Genomic DNA, 20,305 nt, shown 5'->3' with positions numbered 1-20,305 from the left:
TATGAGCTTTAGTAAATATGAACGCTTAAATTTACCCGAGCTCTAAACGAATAAGAACTTCATCTGTGATATCGGCTATTTCACCACATCCTACAATGCTTGATAGCTCATCTTCTAACGCTCTAGCATAATGAATAGCTGATTGAGCAAGTTGGCTTAATTCAATTTCAGAAGTGGTAGATAAAGCATTCTTCACAGCTGTCGTTGTCACGCGAATAGCTAAGAATTCGCCGTGTTCCTTGGCTTTTCTAATAAAGGTTAAACGATCATTGTAAGAGGAGAACTCTTGTAACATTCGCGTTAGGATTGAACGTATCTTCCCTTCTTTAATGACTATTGCTATGTAGATCTCATGATGCTGAGAGCTATTCTTTGCTGAGGAGCGTATTGGGTCTACGAGCAATTGTTGCACTCGAGATTTAAAAATAGGCTCTAAATTTAAACTATCATTATCCCCTAAATGCTGCCAAATTTTATTTAATCGGCTTAGTGGAAAGTTTACACCAATATAACGAGGCCTAATTTTATGATTATCTTTTTCAATAAAAAATGGACTTGTTGTTAATTTATTAAGTAATAATTGATGCATTATCCTTAGCATATCCATTGATGGTAATTGTTCATAATCAATCGAAAGCTTTTCACGGTTGTGCTCAATTAGACGGCCTAAGAAAGCCTTACTCTTTTGGTTATGTAAACTATCTTGGAGCTGTAACTGAACATTTAACCCGTTAGCATCTATCTTGAGTACATGATAAGTAATACGACTGAGTGGTGTATTTTTATCTAAATTTTGAAGGTCATCAAACGTGATGCTCACATCAGATTTTTTGGTTAATTGCACTGGTTTACTTAGAGTAATAGATAGCCCGTTGGTTGAAATATCTATGGTTTTTCCAATGATCCCTTCTTGAGTGGCTGGATGGGATAAAGTCACCGATGTTTCGTAATTAAATCTTGGTTCAGCTCGACGAGGAGCAGAATCAAAATAAAGAGAGTGAGCTGAGTTATTTGATGTTAGTGGATGACGATATGGATTTAATGCCTTTGCAGAAAGATTCGGTTTATCTGTTAGTAAGTAATCTTTTTGAGTTTCAGGTAAACTGATCTCGGTTAAGATCCCCATATGAGTCATCGTTGAAAGTACACCTTCCATCTCAGGTGCAACTGTTAAAAGTCGTTCTTTATCATCTTTATTTAATTCAAACAAAGACAGTCGAATTACTTTCCAACTTTTTCTTTTCGCACCAATACGCCAAAATAGCTGTCGCTCTTCTTGAGTTCCTTCTGATGACATCATTGAATAGAAGAGCTCTTTGTCTTCGTGATCGTGCTTAAATGTATAAAAATGAGTGCGACTGGCTTTTAATCCAGGTTTGATTAAAAACTGCATACGATCAGGTTTAAATAGATGATTAATAACCAGTTGGTTTTTTTCATCAGTGCCAATGTTTCCATAAAGCTTCATTATGATCAGTAATGACTGCATATTTTAGGGTGTCATTAGAGAAAAATAGAGGAATATTGGTGGTATGTTTTAAAAAACAGTGCTCATAACCTTGAGTTCTCGAGCGAACTATTTGGTCTTTTTGATCATGCAGTGTTCGGCGCTTAGTTTTATTTAACTTTTCGTCAATAGCGGTAGCAATGATATCGTGATTCGCTTCCATTTTAAGGCGAAGCCAACGGTAGCTGTCATTTTCGTCACTGTCGTGAACACCAAGTATACGGTAAGGGAAATCACCATTAAGCTCCTTAATACCAGTATCTTTAGCAAGACTTGGAAAGCTAACTTGAATAATTTGCCCTAAGCCATATTCAAAAGCTGTTGGCACTTTAATACGAGCACCAGAAGATGACAAATCACTGCTTGTACCGTGAATCAGGCTACCATTAGGTAATAGAACAGCGACCTGAGTTGACATTCGTAAGCGGTTTTCACTACGTGTGAGATAGTGACCAAATCGAATTAATTTAGTATTAAATGGGCTGCTTTCTTTTGTATCACCTGATGCAATGATGATGTTTTTATTTTTATGTAGAACACGAAAATTATTTCGGGTGTTCGTTAATGCTTCCCATACACCTTCGGTATAGCTTCCAAAACGTTTGATACTTTTATGATAGGTATTGATGGCAACATCATCTAGCCAATGATTGTATCCATCTAAGTCGTATTGATGACATTCACCTTTCACGCGGCCACGTAAATCAATGGCTTTAGTGCAAGGTGTCATTATACGTTTCAGCTCAATTTTAACAATCAAGTGAACAGAAGGGTGTTCATTAGCCATGACTTGTTCGCAAACCAATTCAAAATCAGGTTCGCCAAAAACAGGGATGAGTTGCTCTACGTAGCTTTGATATTCTTCTTGCTGCATGATTTCTGGTACAGTAATGACAATCTAATGGGTTTATCGGCAGATTTGCTAAAATATTTAACGCTATACGTTAAATAGTAATCCCCTTCACTTTAATAACATTTTATCTCGGTGATATATGGCAAAAGCAAAACGTGCCTACGTATGTAATGATTGTGGGGCAGACTTCCCTCGTTGGCAAGGGCAGTGTAGTGCTTGTGGGGCATGGAACACGATAACAGAAGTTCGATTAGCTGCTTCGCCTCAAGTTGCTAGGAATGAACGTTTAACCGGTGGTTATGCTGGTTCAGCCACTGAGTCAGAAGTACAGTCTTTATCAAGTATTGATTTGCAAGAAGTCCCTAGGTTTAGTACTACGTTTAAAGAGTTCGATCGTGTTTTGGGTGGTGGTATTGTACCTGGAGCCGCTATTTTAATTGGTGGTAACCCCGGAGCAGGAAAATCAACGTTATTGTTACAAACGATGTGTCGATTAGCTGCTGAAATGCCAACGTTATACGTTACGGGAGAAGAATCTTTACAACAAGTGGCGATGAGAGCATCACGCCTTGGTTTGCCAAAAGATAATTTAAAGATGCTTTCTGAAACAAGTATTGACCGAATTTGTCAAATTGCAGAAAAAGAAAAGCCTAAGATTATGGTGATCGATTCAATTCAGGTAATGCATGTTGATGATGTACAGTCTTCTCCTGGCAGTGTCTCTCAGGTGAGAGAATCAGCAACCACATTAACGCGTTATGCAAAGCAGAATAATGTCTCTATATTTCTTGTTGGGCATGTTACTAAAGATGGTTCACTTGCGGGGCCAAAAGTACTGGAACATATCATTGATTGTTCTGTATTACTTGATGGCAGTGCCGACAGCCGCTTCAGGACATTACGCTGTAATAAAAACCGTTTTGGTGCAGTGAATGAGCTTGGTGTGTTTGCGATGACAGGACAGGGGCTTAAAGAAGTCAGTAATCCTTCCGCTATTTTCTTGTCTCGTGGCGAGGAAGAGACCTCTGGCAGCTCTGTTATGGTGGTATGGGAGGGGACTCGACCTTTATTGGTAGAAATTCAAGCGTTAGTTGATTACTCCCAATTATCAAATCCGCGTCGAGTATCGGTAGGGTTAGATCAAAATAGATTATCTATGTTACTGGCTGTGCTGCATAAGCATGGTGGGTTGCAAATGGCGGATCAAGATGTTTTTGTGAATGTCGTTGGTGGTGTCAAAGTCGCGGAAACCAGTGCTGATTTAGCATTAATAATGGCGCTTCTTTCTAGTTTTAAAGATCGTCCATTACCCAAAGATGTGGTGGTATTTGGTGAAGTAGGTTTAGCTGGCGAAATTCGCCCTGTACCTAGCGGCCAAGAGCGATTGATGGAAGCCTACAAACATGGATTTAAACGTGCAATTGTACCCGCGGCAAATATGCCTAAAGGTGGTATTGAAGGCATGCAAATACATGGTGTAAAGAAATTATCAGAAGCAATTAATGCCTTTGATGAGCTATAAACTATAATAATTGTGGATTTACACTATTCTTTGTATTTGAAATTGTGTAAATTCGACTATAATTTGCAACAGCAGAAAGTAAGCAGAGCCAAATTGGGCTAAATTCTATCCAAAAATAGAACAAAGCATATACCAATTGACAGTTTGTGTTATACTCTGCGCGCATTTTCTATCCTATTAATAGAGTAAAACAATGACTGATTTATCTAAATACAGAAATATTGGTATTTTCGCGCACGTTGATGCGGGTAAAACTACCACAACTGAGCGTATCCTAAAACTTACTGGTACTATCCACAAAACTGGTGAAGTTCATGACGGCGAATCTACGACTGACTTCATGGAACAGGAAGCTGAGCGCGGAATTACTATCCAGTCAGCAGCTGTAAGTTGTTTCTGGAAAGATCACCGTTTTAACGTTATCGATACTCCTGGACACGTTGACTTCACAGTTGAAGTTTACCGTTCTCTTAAAGTACTTGACGGTGGTATCGGTGTATTCTGTGGTTCTGGTGGTGTTGAACCTCAATCAGAAACTAACTGGCGTTACGCGAACGAATCAGAAGTTGCACGTATTATCTTCGTTAACAAACTAGACCGTATGGGCGCTGACTTCTTCCGTGTTGTTAAGCAAACTCAAGACGTACTAGGTGCTAACCCACTAGTTATGGTTCTTCCTATCGGTATCGAAGACGATTTCGTTGGTGTTGTTGACCTTCTAACTCGTAAAGCATATGTTTGGGACGAAACTGGTCTTCCAGAAAACTACGAAATCACTGATATCCCTGCGGATATGGTTGATCAAGTAGAAGAATACCGTGAGATGCTAGTTGAGACTGCTGTAGAGCAAGACGACGACCTAATGGAAGCTTACATGGAAGGCGAAGAGCCAACTATTGAGCAACTAAAAGTATGTATCCGTAAGGGTACTCGCACAATGGATTTCTTCCCAGCTTACTGTGGTTCTGCGTTTAAGAACAAAGGTATGCAACTAATCCTTGATGCTGTTGTTGATTACCTACCTTCTCCAACTGAAGTTGATCCACAACCTCTAATGGATGAAGAAGGCGCAGAAACTGGCGAACACGCTATCGTTTCTACAGAAGAAACATTTAAAGCACTAGCATTCAAAATCATGGATGACCGTTTTGGTGCTCTAACGTTCGTACGTATTTACTCTGGTAAACTGAACAAGGGTGATACTATCCTTAACTCGTTCACTGGTAAAACTGAGCGTGTTGGCCGTATGGTTGAGATGCAAGCTGATGAACGTAAAGAACTAACTAGCGCACAAGCTGGTGATATCATCGCTATCGTTGGTATGAAAAACGTTCAAACTGGTCACACTCTATGTGATCCTAAGCATTCAGTAACACTTGAGCCAATGGTATTCCCTGTACCTGTAATCTCTATCGCAGTAACGCCTAAAGATAAAGGCGGTTCTGAGAAAATGGGTATTGCTATCGGTAAAATGGTTGCAGAAGATCCATCTTTCCAAGTTGAAACTGACGAAGAAACTGGTGAAACAATCCTTAAAGGTATGGGTGAACTTCACCTAGACATTAAGGTTGATATCCTTAAGCGTACATACGGTGTAGACCTTACTGTTGGTCAACCTCAAGTTGCTTACCGTGAAACTATTACTCAACCTGTTGAAGATAGCTACACGCATAAGAAACAATCTGGTGGTTCTGGTCAGTTCGGTAAGATCGACTACGTTATGAAGCCAGGTGAAGTTGGTTCAGGTTTCTCGTTCAAGTCTTCTGTTGTGGGCGGTAACGTTCCTAAAGAATTCTGGCCTGCAATCGAGAAAGGCTTCAAAGGCATGATGGATACTGGTGTTCTTGCTGGTTTCCCTGTTCTTGATGTTGAAATCGAACTAATTGATGGTGGTTTCCACGCAGTCGATTCATCTGCAGTAGCATTTGAAATCGCAGCGAAAGGCGCATTCCGTCAATCTATGCCAAAAGCTGGTGCTCAACTTCTAGAACCAATCATGGCTGTAGACGTATTTACTCCAGATGATCACGTTGGTGATGTAATCGGTGACCTTAACCGTCGTCGTGGCATGATCAAAGACCAAATGGCTGGCGTAACTGGTGTTCGTGTTAAAGCTGACATCCCTCTTTCAGAAATGTTTGGTTACATCGGTTCACTACGTACAATGACTTCTGGTCGTGGTCAGTTCTCTATGGAGTTCTCTCACTACGCACCTTGTCCAATGAACGTAGCAGAGCAAGTAATTGCTGACGTTAAAGAAGCTAACGCTAAGAAGTAATTCTGGCTAACGCTCTTTAATTAAAAAAGCCCCGTAATGAAGTGACCCCGTTAAGTTGGACATTTTAGTTAAGCGGCTTGTAAGGCCTGGTTTCGATATTCTATCGGAGTCAGGCCTTTTAGTTTTACCTTAATCCGCTTCGTATTGTAATACTCGATATATTCTTCGATCTTTTCTATTAACTCATCTGCATCCTTGAAGATGTATCCATGATACATTTCAGTTTTAAGTAAACCAAAGAAATTTTCAGCTACTGCATTATCTAAGCAGTTTCCTTTTCTAGACATACTTTGTTGAAGCCTATGCTTTACAAGTTCCTGTTGATAAGTCTTATGTCGATATTGCCAACCTTGATCACTGTGTAAAATTGGCTTCGAGCCCTTACTTAGTTTGCCTATTGCTTCTTTAAGCATATCTGTGACTAGCGGTAAACGTGCATTCTTTGTCACTTTATAAGCGATAACTTCTTGATTGAATAAATCAACCACTGGCGATAGGTAAACTTTTTGTCCGTTAACTTTAAATTCTGTTACATCGGTTACCCATTTCTCATCTGGTTTCGTAGCACTAAAATCCCTTTCAAGTACATTTGGGACTGATTTACCCACCTCTCCTCGATAAGAACGATATTTTTTGGGTCTTACTATAGATTTTAGGTTTAGTTGCGCCATCAGCCTTTGTACTGTTTTATGATTCAGCTCTACACCTTTTCTTCGCATAGCTAAATGGATCCGTCGATAGCCATAACGTCCTTTATGTTCATGGTAGATAGACTCAATCATCTCTAACTCATGCTCATAAGTATCAGGCCTTCTACTTATTTGAGCCTGATAATAGAAGACACTTTTTGCCAAACTGGTGATACGAAGTAAATATTTTAAAGGGTAATTAGCTTTGAGAGCTAAAACAATTAACGCTTTTTCTTTGTTTGTTGGCGTTTTTTCTGTTTCAGCTCTTCGAACTTTTTTAGAACAGCATTCTCTGTTCGTAAATAACTTAACTCTTCTCTTAGCTCTTCAATGGTCATTTCGTCATCTGATTTTTGTGTAGTATTGGATAATGATTTCATTGAAGGCCTTCCTATATTGCTATTCTTGAGTCCCTTAAACCCCGCTTCATTATATGTTTTAAGCCAGACTGATAGCGTGCCAGGGGAGGAATAAGTTTAATACTGCACTAGTGTGAGTGAGAGACCAACTGTTAGTCCACATTAATTTCAATGCTTGTAATTTTGTTTTGGCATTATCGGCATGTGTAGTTGGTAAAAATGAGTTTTTACCATGGATAGAAAATACTTGAGTCCAATATCGTATCTGACGAGCAGATATCGAATATTCTTTAGATAATTGAATTGATGTACGACTAACTAAGCACTGCTTAGCAATAATTAGTTTTAGCTCACGACTATATTTGGACATAAAAAAGACCCTCAGTAATTGGTTGTCCAATTATTGGGGGTCAGTTCATAAGTGCAAACTTACGGGGCTTTTTGTTTTTAATTGATTGAATATTTAGATTGCGGTTTAAACCAGTAATAACGCTTAGATAATTACTGGAATTGGTATTATACCAATCTACATAAGTATTTGATCATTCTTGCTTGTTAAAATCGATTACATCTGCGTTATAAATTTTGTAATTAGATCCACTAGTTACTGTAATTTATGTCTTGCTCTAATCGATTTTTCCTACGCAATTATCTGAACAACTACTTATCCAGAATGGTATTATTCAGATTAATTTAATTTTTCTGCTTTTTCTTTATGACGTTGAAGTTTCAAATAGATATTCTCTACTCGCACTCGCGCCCACTCGGTTTTTCGTAAAAATTTCAAACTTGATTTAATGGTTGGATCAGATTTAAAGCAATTGATATTAACCATGTAACTTAATTCCTCCCAACCGTAGTGTTCAACTAATTCTGTTAAGATTGCCTGAAGGGTCAAACCGTGAAGCGGGTTATTTTGCTGTGTCATAATATCGCCATTTATCTTGAATTAGAGTAAGTATAGCATTCACCCTTAAAGAATATTCATAAAAAATGGGAGCTCAAAGGCTCCCATCTAGATCTGATTATTTCACTTTCAACTAACGCTTAAATGAAACCACTTCTGGCTTATCTAAAGTAATGGTCGTTGTTGCTGGTTGAGTTTCTGAAATTACTTTACCTTGGCGAATAGAGTAACGAACAGGCACTTGGCGACGCAGTGCATCAAATCCATTTTCTGCAGGTAAAATAATTAAGCTACCTGGCTTACCTTCTTCAATACCATAGTTATCTTGAATATTTAACGTTCTTGCTGATTTATAGCTAATTAGGTCAAGGCCTTGGTTAATCTGTTCATAACCCATGATTTGACATACATGCAGCCCCATATGCAGTACTTGTAGCATATTTGCTGTACCTAGTGGATACCATGGGTCAAACACATCATCATGACCAAAGCAGACGTTGATATCGCTTGCAAGCATCTCTTTAACGCGGGTAATCCCACGACGTTTCGGATAGTCATCAAAACGCCCTTGTAAGTGAATATTTACTAATGGGTTTGCAACAAAGTTGATGCCTGACATTTTTAATAAACGGAATAAGCGCGAAGCGTAAGCACCGTTGTAAGAGTGCATTGCTGTGGTGTGGCTTGCTGTTACTTTTTCACCCATATTAAATTTATGAGCAAGTGCAGCGAGTGTTTCAACAAAACGTGATTGTTCATCATCAATCTCATCACAATGAACATCGATCAAACGATCGTATTTTTGTGCCAGTTCAAAAACGTAATGTAGAGATTCAATACCGTATTCACGAGTAAATTCAAAATGAGGAATTGCACCAATAACATCAGCACCAAGTTGAACCGCTTCTTCTAATAACTCTTTACCATTTGGGTAAGAAAGAATGCCTTCTTGAGGAAAAGCGACGATTTGGATATCAACCCACTCTTTCATCTCTTCTTTTACTTCAAGCATTGCCTTTAATGCAATCAATGTTGGATCAGATACGTCTACATGGGTACGAACATGTTGAATGCCGTTAGCGATTTGCCATTTAAGTGTCTGCTTAGCACGACTCTTAACATCTTCAATAGTTAGAAGTTTTTTACGCTCAGACCAACGTTCAATCCCTTCAAAAAGAGTACCTGAGATATTCCAGCTTGGTTCACCTGCAGTTTGAGTCGTATCTAAGTGAACATGAGGTTCACAAAATGGAGCATTGGCAAGACCACCTTCTGCATCTAATATTTCACCTGAAAAATCGAGGTCTTGTTCATTTGATACGATAGTTTTGAATTGACCATTTTGGATCAAGATTTGGAATAAACCTTCTTGATCTCGTAGTGCTACATTTTTAATTAATAAATTAGTCATAATGATATCTTCTATGCTGTTTCTGTATCAGAAAGAGTTTTTTTGTTAAGCATTGGATTTAATAGTAGGTAGCTAAGAGCACCACCAAATACAGCATTGATAGGAACGACACCTGGTAGGAATTTTCCCGCAGCAACACCAATGGCAACAGCAATGATGCCTGCCCAATTAATCGTTTGAAATTTTGTATTCTCAAAGTTCATGTAACGCTTACGGTTACTGAAGAAATCGGCAATGATAACGCCACCGATTGGTGGAATTGCTAATGATAGGAAGGTTAACCAACCTACAAAGTTATTATATAACCATAGAGCACAAATAGTACCGATTAAACCATTAAGCATTGAAACATACTTACTTGGTAGCCCTGTAATGTTTGAGAAACCAAGCCCAGAAGCATAAAGTGCATTGTCGTTGGTTGTCCAAATATTTAGGCCTAAAACAATGATTGCAGGAATTAATAGACCTTGTGCAATCATAACTTCAGAAATATCAGACTGACCTGTTACGGCAGCCCCTGCTGCACCAAAGATAAACATTAATGAGTTACCAATAAAGAAAGCAATCATTGTGATAGCGACGGCACCTAATGGTTTTTTACCAAATCGCACAAAATCTGCGGTTAATGTACCAGCACTTATGAATGAACCTACAACCATTGCAAGTGCAATAGAGAAGTCCATTGGTTCTGTTGGTTGGATTTTTTGAAGCTCTGTAATACCACCAATACTATCAACAGCGGTAAACACTGAGTAACCACCAAGGATGGCAATAGCAGGAACCGCAATCATAGAAAGTACCATTAAGGCCGAAATACCAAAATAAACGGTCACAGTCATTAGCAAGCCTGAGATAACGATTAATGTATTCGTATCAATACCCGTTGCCTTTTGTACAGGAATAGCAAACATTGCAACACCAACACCAAACCAACCAATTTGAGTACCGCCAAGAAGAAGTGATGGCAGCCAAGAGCCTTTAGAGCCAAAAGAGTAACGAGCGAGAAGGTGAGTAGAAAGACCAGTTGAGGCACCGATGTAACCAAGAAAAGAAGTATAAATACCGAGGATTAAATTACCAATAAGAACAGCAAGGAAGAAGTCGTCAAATGAAAGTCCAGTACCAAGAGAGCCTCCTGTCCACATACTTGCTGAAAAGAAGGTTAATCCTAACATTACTAATGTTAGTGATACCGCTCCTTTCCTTGCGGTTTTTGGTACTGCGCCTAAGCTATAATCATTGTCATGAGACATGTGGAACCCTCGTCTGTATTGAATTTTTTTATCAATATTTTGATAAACGGACGGAAGTCTAAATGGATTAACAATAATGTCAATAACGATATTGTGTTATTTGATGTGTTTTTATTTTATCTATTTGATAAATAACAATTTAAGTAAATCTATTTTATTTTATTCATTTAAACAGCAAACGATTGCTCTTGTTTTATTTTATAAAAAAGAGGGTTCTTATAAGGTTAAGTAGATATTAACCCTGTTACTTAGTGTTAAATGAAATCTAAAGAGTTAGATGTGGTGTTTTTATAGTCTAGTATTGTTAATTGAAATGGTACCTTGTATTTTTTAGTAAAAAAAAAGCCTTAAGGACCCATTTATAGGGTTTTAAGGCAATTAATTAGATCAGTTGTCTATTTATACTTGTTAACTTTAAGCTGCTATAGGTTATTCCCAAATAATTTTTTTATCTTTTGGCCAAGTAGATGCAAAATCATGGTATTTTTTCTCTAGAATATGACGTTTTATCTTTAATGTTGGAGTTAAAATACCATTTTCTATACTCCACGGTTCTTTGATCATTAAGATACCTTTTAGCTTCTCATGAGATTCAAGACCACTATTAATCGTCTCTAAGTTTTTGAGTGCTGTTCTTTCGTAACGTTCTTGGTCAAAATTAGGATATGAGTGAGGGATAGCTAATAGAATTGGACCAGGAAGCCCTGAACCAATAAGACACATCATCTCTAAATTACTAAGATCAAAAATTCGTTTTTCAATAGGTACAGGGGCGACAAACTTTCCTTTTGCTGTTTTAAACGTATCTTTTTTGCGACCTTGTATTGTTAAGAACCCTTCAGAGTCAATGGAGCCAATATCTCCAGTATGTAACCAACCTTCTTGATTAAAGGTTTCTGCTGTTGCTTCATCATTTTTATAGTAGCCAGCAAAGAGTCCGTCACCTCGAACTAAAATCTCTTCATCTGCTGCTATTTTGAGTTCAACTCCAGGGCCTGCTGAGCCAACAGTTCCAACTTTATCTGAACGGTAAGGATGGTTGAGCGTGCTATAGGCAAAAGTCTCAGTCATTCCCCACGCTTCAGTAATATTTAAACCAATGCTTTCATACCATTTCAATAATCCAGCAGAGACGGGTGCGGAGCCACAACCTAGAACACGAGCTTTATCTAAGCCTAAACCATCAGATAATTTACGTTTGATTAAGCCATTAACAAATGGGATCTTGAGTAATATATTGAGTTTTTTCTGAGGCAATTTATCTTGAATTCGTTGTTGGAAGACTGTCCATAATCGGGGAACTGATATAAATAAGGTAGGGCGGTGCATTTTTACATCATCTATGAAGGTATCTAAGGATTCAGGAAAGGCGGTTTGAATACCTCCGAAAAATGCAGAGCCTAAGATGTATACACGCTCTGTTATATGAGCTAGGGGTAAGTAGGAAAATAAACGATCATCTGGTTGCATCCCAATATGGTTAACTAGATGTTTGGACGATTGGCTAAAGCCACCAAAGGTTAACATGGCACCTTTTGGTAACCCTGATGTACCTGAGGTATATACAATAGACATTAACGTATTGTCATTATGGTCAGGTCTGAATTCTGAAGGCTGATGCTCTTTAATTAGGTCTTCAAATTGATACTGAGATTGAGCCGCAGAGTCATAATCAAAAGCAATAGTCGAAAGATGAGGAAGATTTTTTATTGCTTGAGTAGTCGCTTCATTATTATCGAGTTTACCTACAATGAGAGCTTTACTTTCACTGTGCGTTAAACAGTGTTCAATGGTATCTAGCCCTGCGGTTGGAAAAATAGGGACACTAACAAAATCCCCAAGCATTAAAGCTAAATCAGTAATAAACCATTCTGCACAATTTTTAGAAATTAAGGCAACCCGATCTTTTGGTTGTATCCCCATACTTTGTAATGCGGTAACTAAGCGTAGCGCCTTATCAACCACTTCAGAGAAGGTATAGTCAACAAAGTGCCTCTCCTTTATTTGACGAAGGAAAATTGAATTTGGTTTTTTCTCGGCCCATTCAAGCATCGCTTCATGAGGGAGTTGAGGGTTGGTATTGTGATCGAATAGTGGCTGACTCATGGCGGCATCCTGCAGGTTGTTGTAATTATTATTGTTAATTTTATGTTAAGTTAAATGCCTTTTGAGTAAATAGTCAAATTTGGTTCGAAATAATGAGAGGTGATTTGTTTATTGTTTTATTTCTAGCGTGAGTTTAAGCATTAGTTGCTTAGGGGGATTCAAGGAGGAGAAAAAGAGGTGAAGGAAAAGTAAGGCAGTAGAGTGACTGCCTTACTTTGTATGATTACAGTAATGCTTTTAGACGATATAACTCTTCTAACGCTTGGCGTGGTGTTAGATCATCTGGGTTTACATTTGCTAGTGCTTCTTCAACTTCACTTTGCTCAGGAATAAGAGACAGTTGATGCTCTTGTTTTACTTGAGTTGTCGTTAATGGTTGGTTTTTAGCTTGACCATTTTCAAGTTGTTGAAGTTTTTGTTTTGCTTTTTTGATTACCGTCTTTGGTACGCCCGCAAGAGAAGCGACAGCAAGACCGTAAGATTTATTGGCTGCACCATCTTGGACAGCGTGCATAAAGGCAATTTCATCTCCATGTTCAACTGCATCTAGATGGACATTGGCTAAACCATTAAATAGGTTTGGTAATTCAGTCAATTCAAAGTAATGGGTAGCAAATAGCGTCATTGCATTAATCTTTGTAGCTAACCACTCTGCACTGGCCCAAGCAAGAGATAGTCCATCATAAGTACTTGTACCGCGACCAATTTCATCCATTAAAACTAAGCTGTGTTTGGTGGCATTATGAAGGATGTTTGCTGTTTCTGTCATTTCAACCATAAATGTTGAGCGGCCAGATGCAAGATCATCGGATGCTCCAATACGGGTAAAAATACGATCTAACGTACCTATTTGAGCTGAATCCGCAGGAACATAACAACCAACATGTGCCATTAAAGCAATCAATGCTGTTTGGCGCATATAGGTTGATTTACCACCCATGTTTGGCCCAGTAATGATCAACATTTTTCGGTTATCGTTTAAATTGATTGGGTTGGCAATAAACGGGTTGCTCATAACCTGCTCAACAACAGGGTGACGACCGCCTTCAATTTTCATCCCTATCTCTGATGATAAGGTAGGGCGACAATAATTTAAGGTATCAGCACGTTCAGCAAGGTTGCTTAGTACGTCTAATTCAGAAATCGCATTGGCCATTGATTGAAGTTGCTCTAAGTGAGGAAGAAGTTGATCAAACAATTCTTCCCACAGTTTCTTTTCTATTGCTAGTGCTTTTGATTTTGAGCTTAATACTTTGTCTTCGTGTTCTTTAAGCTCAGGAATAATGTAACGCTCTGCATTTTTTAATGTTTGACGACGAACATAGTGAGCTGGCGCTTTGTGGCTTTGCCCTTTACTTATCTGGATATAAAAACCATGAACGTTGTTATAGCCAACTTTTAGGGTATCAATATCATGACGTTCACGTTCTTCTTTTTCTAGTTTGTCTAAGAATTGAGCGGCACCATTAGCAAGATCTCGCCATTGATCTAATTCTTCATTATAACCATCAGCTAAGACGCCACCGTCACGAATAACAACCGGAGGATTTTCTTTTACTGCGCGTTCTAATAATTCACAAATAGAGTCAATAGGCTGTGCAAGTGAAGCAAGCTCTAATAAATGAGTTTGTTCAAATTCTTTAGTGCTTTGCGCCAATTCAGGCAATTGCTGTAATGCGTTACGTAAACGAGCTAAGTCTCTTGGGCGAGCCGAGCGCAATGCTAAGCGAGCAAGGATCCGCTCAACATCACCAATTTGTTTTAACTGTGGAGCAAGCTCTGTAAATAGCCCACTTTTTTTTAATTCTCCAATCGCATCAAGACGCTGGTTTAGTACTTGATGAGTTCGAATTGGTTGATGTAACCAACGCTTTAAAAGGCGGCTACCCATCGCAGTTGATGTGTGATCGAGAACTTCTGATAACGTATGATTAAAGCCACCCGCTAAATTTTGGGTTATCTCTAAATTACGACGCGTTGCGGCATCTAAGATCACTGAGTCATCTTGATGATCCATTACAATGGAGCGAATGTGAGGCAAGGTTGTACGTTGTGTATCTTTTACATACTGAATAAGACAACCAGCCGCGCATAAACCAAATTCAGCTTTTTCTACCCCAAAACCAATTAGGTCACGTGTACCAAATTGTTGGTTCAATTGTTGTTTAGCGGTTTCTAATTCAAATTCCCATACTGGACGACGACGGTTACCGCTACGTTTCTCTAATAAATGAACAGGTTCGAAATCTTCACTAAACAAAAGCTCTGTAGGGGAGGTTCGTTGCAACTCAGCCAACATTGCTTCTTCTGTGCCTGGTTCTGATACTTTAAATCGGCCAGAAGTAATGTCTAATGTGGCATAACCGAAGCGACCTTTATGATGAAAAATAGCGGCAATCAGGTTATCAAAGCGCTCAGGAAGAAGAGCTTCATCCGTCACTGTGCCTGGAGTGACAATGCGAACCACTTTGCGTTCTACTGGGCCTTTACTGGTTGCGGGATCGCCTATTTGCTCACAGATAGCAACAGACTCTCCTTGTTGAACTAATTTTGCTAAATAACCTTCAACGGCATGATATGGAAGACCTGCCATTGGGATTGGTTTACCTGCTGAGGAGCCTCGTTTAGTTAAAGATATTTCAAGAAGCTGAGAGGCTCGTTTGGCATCATCATAGAAAAGCTCATAAAAGTCGCCCATACGATAGAACAGTAAGATATCCGGATTTTCAGATTTTAAACGCAAGTACTGTTGCATCATTGGGGTGTGTTTTTCAGTTGATTTTATTGCCACAACGAGACCTAATAGATGGAGAGAATATTTGCCGTTAAGAATACGTGAATCAAGACTGCAATCAAAGATAGAATGAATAAAATTCGAATCAAGATGGGAAGAATTTCATGGATATGACAAAAAATGCTCAACTCGCACAAGAAGTTGGCGAACTATTGATGCAACAAGGTAAAACTATGGCTTGTGCAGAATCGTGTACTGGTGGTGGTGTTGCTTTTTGTGCGACAGAAAACGCAGGCAGTTCCGTATGGTTTGAGCGAGGGTTTGTAACTTACAGTAATGAAGCGAAGCAAGAGTCATTAGGTGTTAGCCTAGATACATTAACTGCTTTTGGGGCTGTAAGTGAAGCGGTAGTAAAAGAGATGGCGATAGGAACATTAAATAACAGTTATGCTGATATTAGTGTTTCAATTAGTGGGATTGCAGGTCCGGGTGGAGCAACAGAAGGAAAGCCTGTTGGAACCGTCTGTTTTGGTTTTGCAGACACCACTAACTGGCATCAAGAAACTACTGTGTATTTTACTGGAGATCGAAGTGAAGTAAGACGAAGTGCGATCGAATATGCATTTCTAACAATAAAGAATAGGTTGAAAAACGTATTTTAATTCAATTGGTTATTTGCTTTTACCATGACGTTTTTTGTCGAGGAAGTATAAAAAATACCACAAGCCTATAGACACTGTATGAATAGACAGTATACTACTGTTCATTAACTGATTTAGTGATCTAGAATTCTGGAGAATCAAATGGACGATAACAAGAAAAAAGCACTGGCCGCAGCATTAGGTCAAATTGAAAAACAATTTGGTAAAGGTTCTATCATGAAGTTGGGCGATAACCGCACAATGGATGTTGAGACTGTGTCTACTGGTTCTTTATCTCTTGATATTGCTCTAGGTGCTGGCGGTTTACCAATGGGACGTATCGTAGAAATCTACGGTCCAGAATCATCAGGTAAAACAACACTAACTTTGGAAGCGATTGCTCAAGCACAAAAAGCAGGTAAAACCTGTGCATTTATCGATGCGGAGCATGCTCTAGATCCTATCTACGCTCAAAAGTTGGGTGTTGATATTGACCAGTTATTATGTTCTCAACCTGATACTGGTGAGCAAGCGTTAGAAATCGTTGATGCACTAGCTCGTTCTGGTGCTGTTGACGTGATTGTTGTCGATTCAGTTGCGGCACTAACGCCAAAAGCTGAGATTGAAGGCGAGATGGGCGATAGCCACATGGGTCTTCAAGCTCGTATGCTTTCTCAAGCAATGCGTAAGTTAACGGGTAACCTAAAACAATCGAATTGTATGTGTATCTTTATCAACCAAATTCGAATGAAGATTGGTGTGATGTTTGGTAATCCTGAAACGACTACTGGTGGTAACGCACTTAAGTTTTATGCTTCTGTTCGTCTTGATATTCGTCGTACTGGCGCAGTTAAGGAAGGCGATGAAGTGGTTGGTAATGAAACTCGAATTAAAGTAGTTAAAAACAAAATTGCAGCACCGTTTAAGCAAGCAGAAACTCAAATCCTGTATGGCAAAGGTTTTAACCGTGAAGGTGAGTTAATTGATTTAGGTGTTAAGCACAAGCTAGTAGATAAAGCAGGTGCTTGGTACAGCTACAATGGCGATAAAATTGGCCAAGGTAAAGCAAATGCCTCTAAATTTATGCGAGAGAATGCAGCCATTGGTGCAGAGCTTGATAGCAGATTACGTGAAATGTTATTAACGCCAGCAGAAGAATTGCTTGAAGAAGCTGATAAGAAAATTGAAGAAGAAAACGAAGAGTTTTAATCAATCCGATTCTTATTGAAATGATAGAAAGCCAAACTATTATGTTTGGCTTTTTTATGCCTACAAAAAGAGGCAGCCCTAATCACTAATAGAATTATCTCTCTTTCCTTACTTGATCGCTGTTCTCAATCTATATTTCACTCTCATTTGAGTATACAATGTTCGAAATTCTGTCTAAAAAACACTGCTTGTCTTAACTGAGTACAAGAGTGAGTTAACCTACGATTCAATCAGGAATATCCACATGTATATGAGCACTGACGAGATCCGCCGTGCGTTTCTTGCTTTTTTTGAAAGCAAAGGACACCAAATTGTTGAGAGTTCTTCTCTAGTTCCAGCAAATGATCCAACTCTTCTATTTACCAATGCCGGTATGAACCAATTTAAGGACTGTTTCCTAGGTTCAGAGAAGCGTAACTACACTCGTGCAACGACAGCACAACGTTGTGTTCGTGCTGGTGGTAAGCATAATGATTTAGAAAACGTAGGCTTTACAGCTCGTCATCATACTTTTTTTGAAATGCTTGGTAATTTCAGTTTTGGTGACTATTTTAAGCAAGATGCAATTAAATATGCATGGGAATTCTTAACTGAGCGTTTAGAGCTTCCTGCTGATCGTTTGTTAGTGACTATCTATGAAACAGATGACGAAGCATTCGAAATCTGGAATAAAGAAATGGGTATTCCAGCAGATCGTATCGTTCGTATCGGTGATAACAAAGGTGCACCTTACGCATCAGATAACTTCTGGCAGATGGGTGATACAGGTCCTTGTGGTCCATGTACTGAAATTTTCTACGATCACGGTGAGCATATTTGGGGTGGCCGTCCGGGTACTCCTGAAGAAGATGGCGACCGTTTTATCGAAATTTGGAACAACGTTTTCATGCAGTTCAACCGTCAAGCGGATGGAACTATGGAACCACTTCCAAAACCATCAGTAGATACAGGTATGGGTATTGAACGTATCGCAGCAATTATGCAAGGCGTTCACTCAAACTATGAAATCGATATCTTCCAAACATTAATTAAAGAAACGGCAAAAGTTGTTGGTTATGATGATCTTTCAAACCAATCTCTACGTGTTGTTGCTGATCACATCCGTTCTTGTTCTTATTTAATCGTTGATGGTGTTATGCCGTCAAACGAAGGTCGTGGTTATGTATTACGTCGTATTATTCGTCGTGCAGTACGTCACGGTAACAAGTTAGGCGCTAAAGGTTCTTATTTCTATAAATTAGTAGGCCCATTGGCAGAAATCATGGGTACGGCTGGTGAAGAGCTTAAGAAACAGCAAGCACTAGTAGAAAAAGTACTTAAGATTGAAGAAGAAAACTTTGGTCGTACGCTTGAGCGTGGCATGGTAATTCTAAACGAAGCATTAGATAACCTAGAAGGTACCGTTCTTGATGGCGAAACAGTATTTAAGCTTTACGATACTTACGGTTTCCCAGCAGATTTAACGAACGATGTTGCTCGTGAGCGTGAATTAACTATCGACGAAGATGGCTTTGAGAAGGCGATGGAAGAACAACGCCAACGAGCTCGTGAAGCTGGCCAGTTTGGTACTGATTATAATGCCGTTATTAAAGTTGAATCTGAAACAGTATTCCACGGTTATGATTCTACTGAAGCAAAAGCGACAGTATTAGAAATTTTCCGCGAAGGTGAAGCTGTTGAAGCTCTTTCTGCTGGTGATGATGCGATTCTTATTTTAGATGTAACACCATTCTATGCTGAGTCAGGCGGTCAATCTGGTGATGCGGGTATTATTACCGTAGAGGCGGGTAAGTTTGTTGTTACTGATACTCAAAAAGTAGGTAATGCGATTGGTCACCACGGTAAGTTAGTTGAAGGTGTATTATCAACGGCTGATAGTGCAATGGCTCAAGTTGATGAAGAGCGTCGTACTGCGATTACGTTAAATCACTCAGCAACTCACTTATTACACGCAGCACTTCGTGAAGTACTAGGTGAGCACGTAACTCAAAAAGGTTCATTAGTTAAAGCGGAAAGTTTACGTTTTGACTTCTCTAACCTTGAAGGCGTTAAAGCTGAAGAATTACGTAAAGTTGAGCGTATTGTTAACCAACAAGTACGTTTAAACCATGAGATTGAAACAAACCTAATGGACATTGATGCTGCTAAAGAAAAAGGCGCAATGGCTCTATTTGGTGAGAAATACGACGATGAAGTTCGTGTACTTTCTATGGGTGAATTTTCTACAGAGTTATGTGGTGGTATTCACGCATCAAGCACTGGTGATATTGGTTTATTTAAAATTACGTCAGAAAGTGGCATTGCCGCTGGTATCCGCCGTATTGAAGCCGTTACTGGTGAAGCAGCATTAGATGCGATTGAAGCACAACAAAAATCAGCAGATAAAAAGCTGAATGAAGCTGCATCAAAAGCAAAACAACTTGAGAAAGAGATCCAACAGCTTAAAGATAAGCTAGCGTCTCAAGAAGGTGCAAGCCTGATCAATCAAGTTCAAGACATTGCAGGAACAAAAGTACTTATTGCTCAGCTAGATGGCGCAGAAAGTAAAGCACTTCGTGGCATGGTTGATGAGCTTAAAAATCAAATCGGCAGCTGCGTTATCATGCTAGGTAATGTGAATGACGGTAAAGTTGGTTTAATTGCAGGTGTTACTAAAGATCTTATTGGCCAAGTGAAAGCGGGCGAATTAGTGAATATGGTTGCACAGCAAGTCGGTGGTAAAGGCGGTGGTCGTCCTGATATGGCTCAAGCTGGCGGTACTGATGCAAATGCATTACCAGCAGCATTAGCTTCTGTTGAAGCTTGGCTAACTGAGCGTCTGTAATAGGTCGTATCA

At 39.2% G+C, this 20,305-nt stretch carries 14 protein-coding genes and 1 pseudogene; 5 read left to right on the top strand and 10 right to left on the bottom strand.

Going from position 1 to position 20,305, the window contains the following annotated elements; all coding sequences use genetic code 11:
- Nucleotides 1-31: 31 nt before the first annotated feature.
- Together ACU5DF_RS16075 and ACU5DF_RS16070 are read right to left on the bottom strand one after the other, a co-directional pair.
- A complete protein-coding gene (locus ACU5DF_RS16075; RefSeq protein WP_446713546.1) occupies nucleotides 32-1,489 on the bottom strand; it encodes a PilZ domain-containing protein in 1,458 nt (485 codons plus the stop codon).
- Nucleotides 1,440-2,381: a PilZ domain-containing protein gene (locus ACU5DF_RS16070; RefSeq protein ID WP_446713545.1), complete on the bottom strand. Its 942-nt coding sequence runs from the start codon at nucleotides 2,379-2,381 to the stop codon at nucleotides 1,440-1,442. Before ACU5DF_RS16070 ends, ACU5DF_RS16075 begins: the two co-directional genes overlap by 50 nt.
- 118 nt (nucleotides 2,382-2,499) lie before the next feature.
- Between ACU5DF_RS16070 and radA the strand changes: the two genes are divergently transcribed.
- Nucleotides 2,500-3,882, top strand: coding sequence for a DNA repair protein RadA (gene radA, locus ACU5DF_RS16065; RefSeq protein WP_446713544.1), 1,383 nt, complete (start codon nucleotides 2,500-2,502; stop codon nucleotides 3,880-3,882).
- 193 nt (nucleotides 3,883-4,075) lie between these two features.
- On the top strand, nucleotides 4,076-6,160 hold the full coding sequence (gene fusA / locus ACU5DF_RS16060; protein WP_446713543.1) for an elongation factor G: 2,085 nt from the start codon (nucleotides 4,076-4,078) through the stop codon (nucleotides 6,158-6,160).
- A 68-nt stretch (nucleotides 6,161-6,228) separates the two neighbouring features.
- Here the strand turns inward: fusA and ACU5DF_RS16055 are convergent.
- The 8 genes and pseudogenes from ACU5DF_RS16055 to mutS all read right to left on the bottom strand — a co-directional run.
- A pseudogene (locus tag ACU5DF_RS16055) lies at nucleotides 6,229-7,107 on the bottom strand (IS3 family transposase); the annotation flags it as partial.
- Complete coding sequence (locus ACU5DF_RS16050) at nucleotides 7,071-7,229, bottom strand: hypothetical protein (protein ID WP_446713542.1); 159 nt, start codon at nucleotides 7,227-7,229, stop codon at nucleotides 7,071-7,073. The gene ACU5DF_RS16050 and the pseudogene ACU5DF_RS16055, both read right to left, overlap by 37 nt.
- Before the next feature lie 58 nt (nucleotides 7,230-7,287).
- Nucleotides 7,288-7,578, bottom strand: a complete 291-nt coding sequence (locus ACU5DF_RS16045; protein ID WP_446713541.1) for a hypothetical protein — start codon at nucleotides 7,576-7,578, stop codon at nucleotides 7,288-7,290.
- Nucleotides 7,579-7,896: 318 nt separating this feature from the next.
- On the bottom strand, nucleotides 7,897-8,136 hold the full coding sequence (locus ACU5DF_RS16040) for a VF530 family protein (RefSeq protein ID WP_045101298.1): 240 nt from the start codon (nucleotides 8,134-8,136) through the stop codon (nucleotides 7,897-7,899).
- A gap of 112 nt (nucleotides 8,137-8,248) precedes the next feature.
- On the bottom strand, nucleotides 8,249-9,526 hold the full coding sequence (locus tag ACU5DF_RS16035; RefSeq protein ID WP_446713540.1) for a cytosine deaminase: 1,278 nt from the start codon (nucleotides 9,524-9,526) through the stop codon (nucleotides 8,249-8,251).
- Nucleotides 9,527-9,537: 11 nt separating this feature from the next.
- Complete coding sequence (gene codB / locus ACU5DF_RS16030; RefSeq protein WP_446713539.1) at nucleotides 9,538-10,779, bottom strand: cytosine permease; 1,242 nt, start codon at nucleotides 10,777-10,779, stop codon at nucleotides 9,538-9,540.
- A 429-nt stretch (nucleotides 10,780-11,208) separates the two neighbouring features.
- A complete protein-coding gene (locus tag ACU5DF_RS16025) occupies nucleotides 11,209-12,885 on the bottom strand; it encodes an AMP-binding protein (RefSeq protein ID WP_446713538.1) in 1,677 nt (558 codons plus the stop codon).
- A gap of 223 nt (nucleotides 12,886-13,108) precedes the next feature.
- Nucleotides 13,109-15,670: a DNA mismatch repair protein MutS gene (gene mutS / locus ACU5DF_RS16020; RefSeq protein ID WP_446714258.1), complete on the bottom strand. Its 2,562-nt coding sequence runs from the start codon at nucleotides 15,668-15,670 to the stop codon at nucleotides 13,109-13,111.
- 113 nt (nucleotides 15,671-15,783) lie between these two features.
- On the opposite strand from mutS, the gene ACU5DF_RS16015 reads away from it, so the two are divergent.
- The 3 genes from ACU5DF_RS16015 (at nucleotide 15,784) to alaS (ending at nucleotide 20,293) form a co-directional block, all read left to right on the top strand.
- Nucleotides 15,784-16,281, top strand: a complete 498-nt coding sequence (locus ACU5DF_RS16015) for a CinA family protein (protein ID WP_446713537.1) — start codon at nucleotides 15,784-15,786, stop codon at nucleotides 16,279-16,281.
- 141 nt (nucleotides 16,282-16,422) lie between these two features.
- Nucleotides 16,423-17,469: a recombinase RecA gene (gene recA / locus ACU5DF_RS16010; protein WP_045101303.1), complete on the top strand. Its 1,047-nt coding sequence runs from the start codon at nucleotides 16,423-16,425 to the stop codon at nucleotides 17,467-17,469.
- A 244-nt stretch (nucleotides 17,470-17,713) separates the two neighbouring features.
- Entirely contained in the window at nucleotides 17,714-20,293 is a 2,580-nt protein-coding gene (gene alaS / locus ACU5DF_RS16005) for an alanine--tRNA ligase (RefSeq protein ID WP_446713536.1), read from the top strand.
- Nucleotides 20,294-20,305 lie beyond the last annotated feature (12 nt).

Source organism: Aliivibrio wodanis (assembly GCF_052920805.1).
This window is presented reverse-complemented; position numbering and strand designations above follow the sequence as displayed.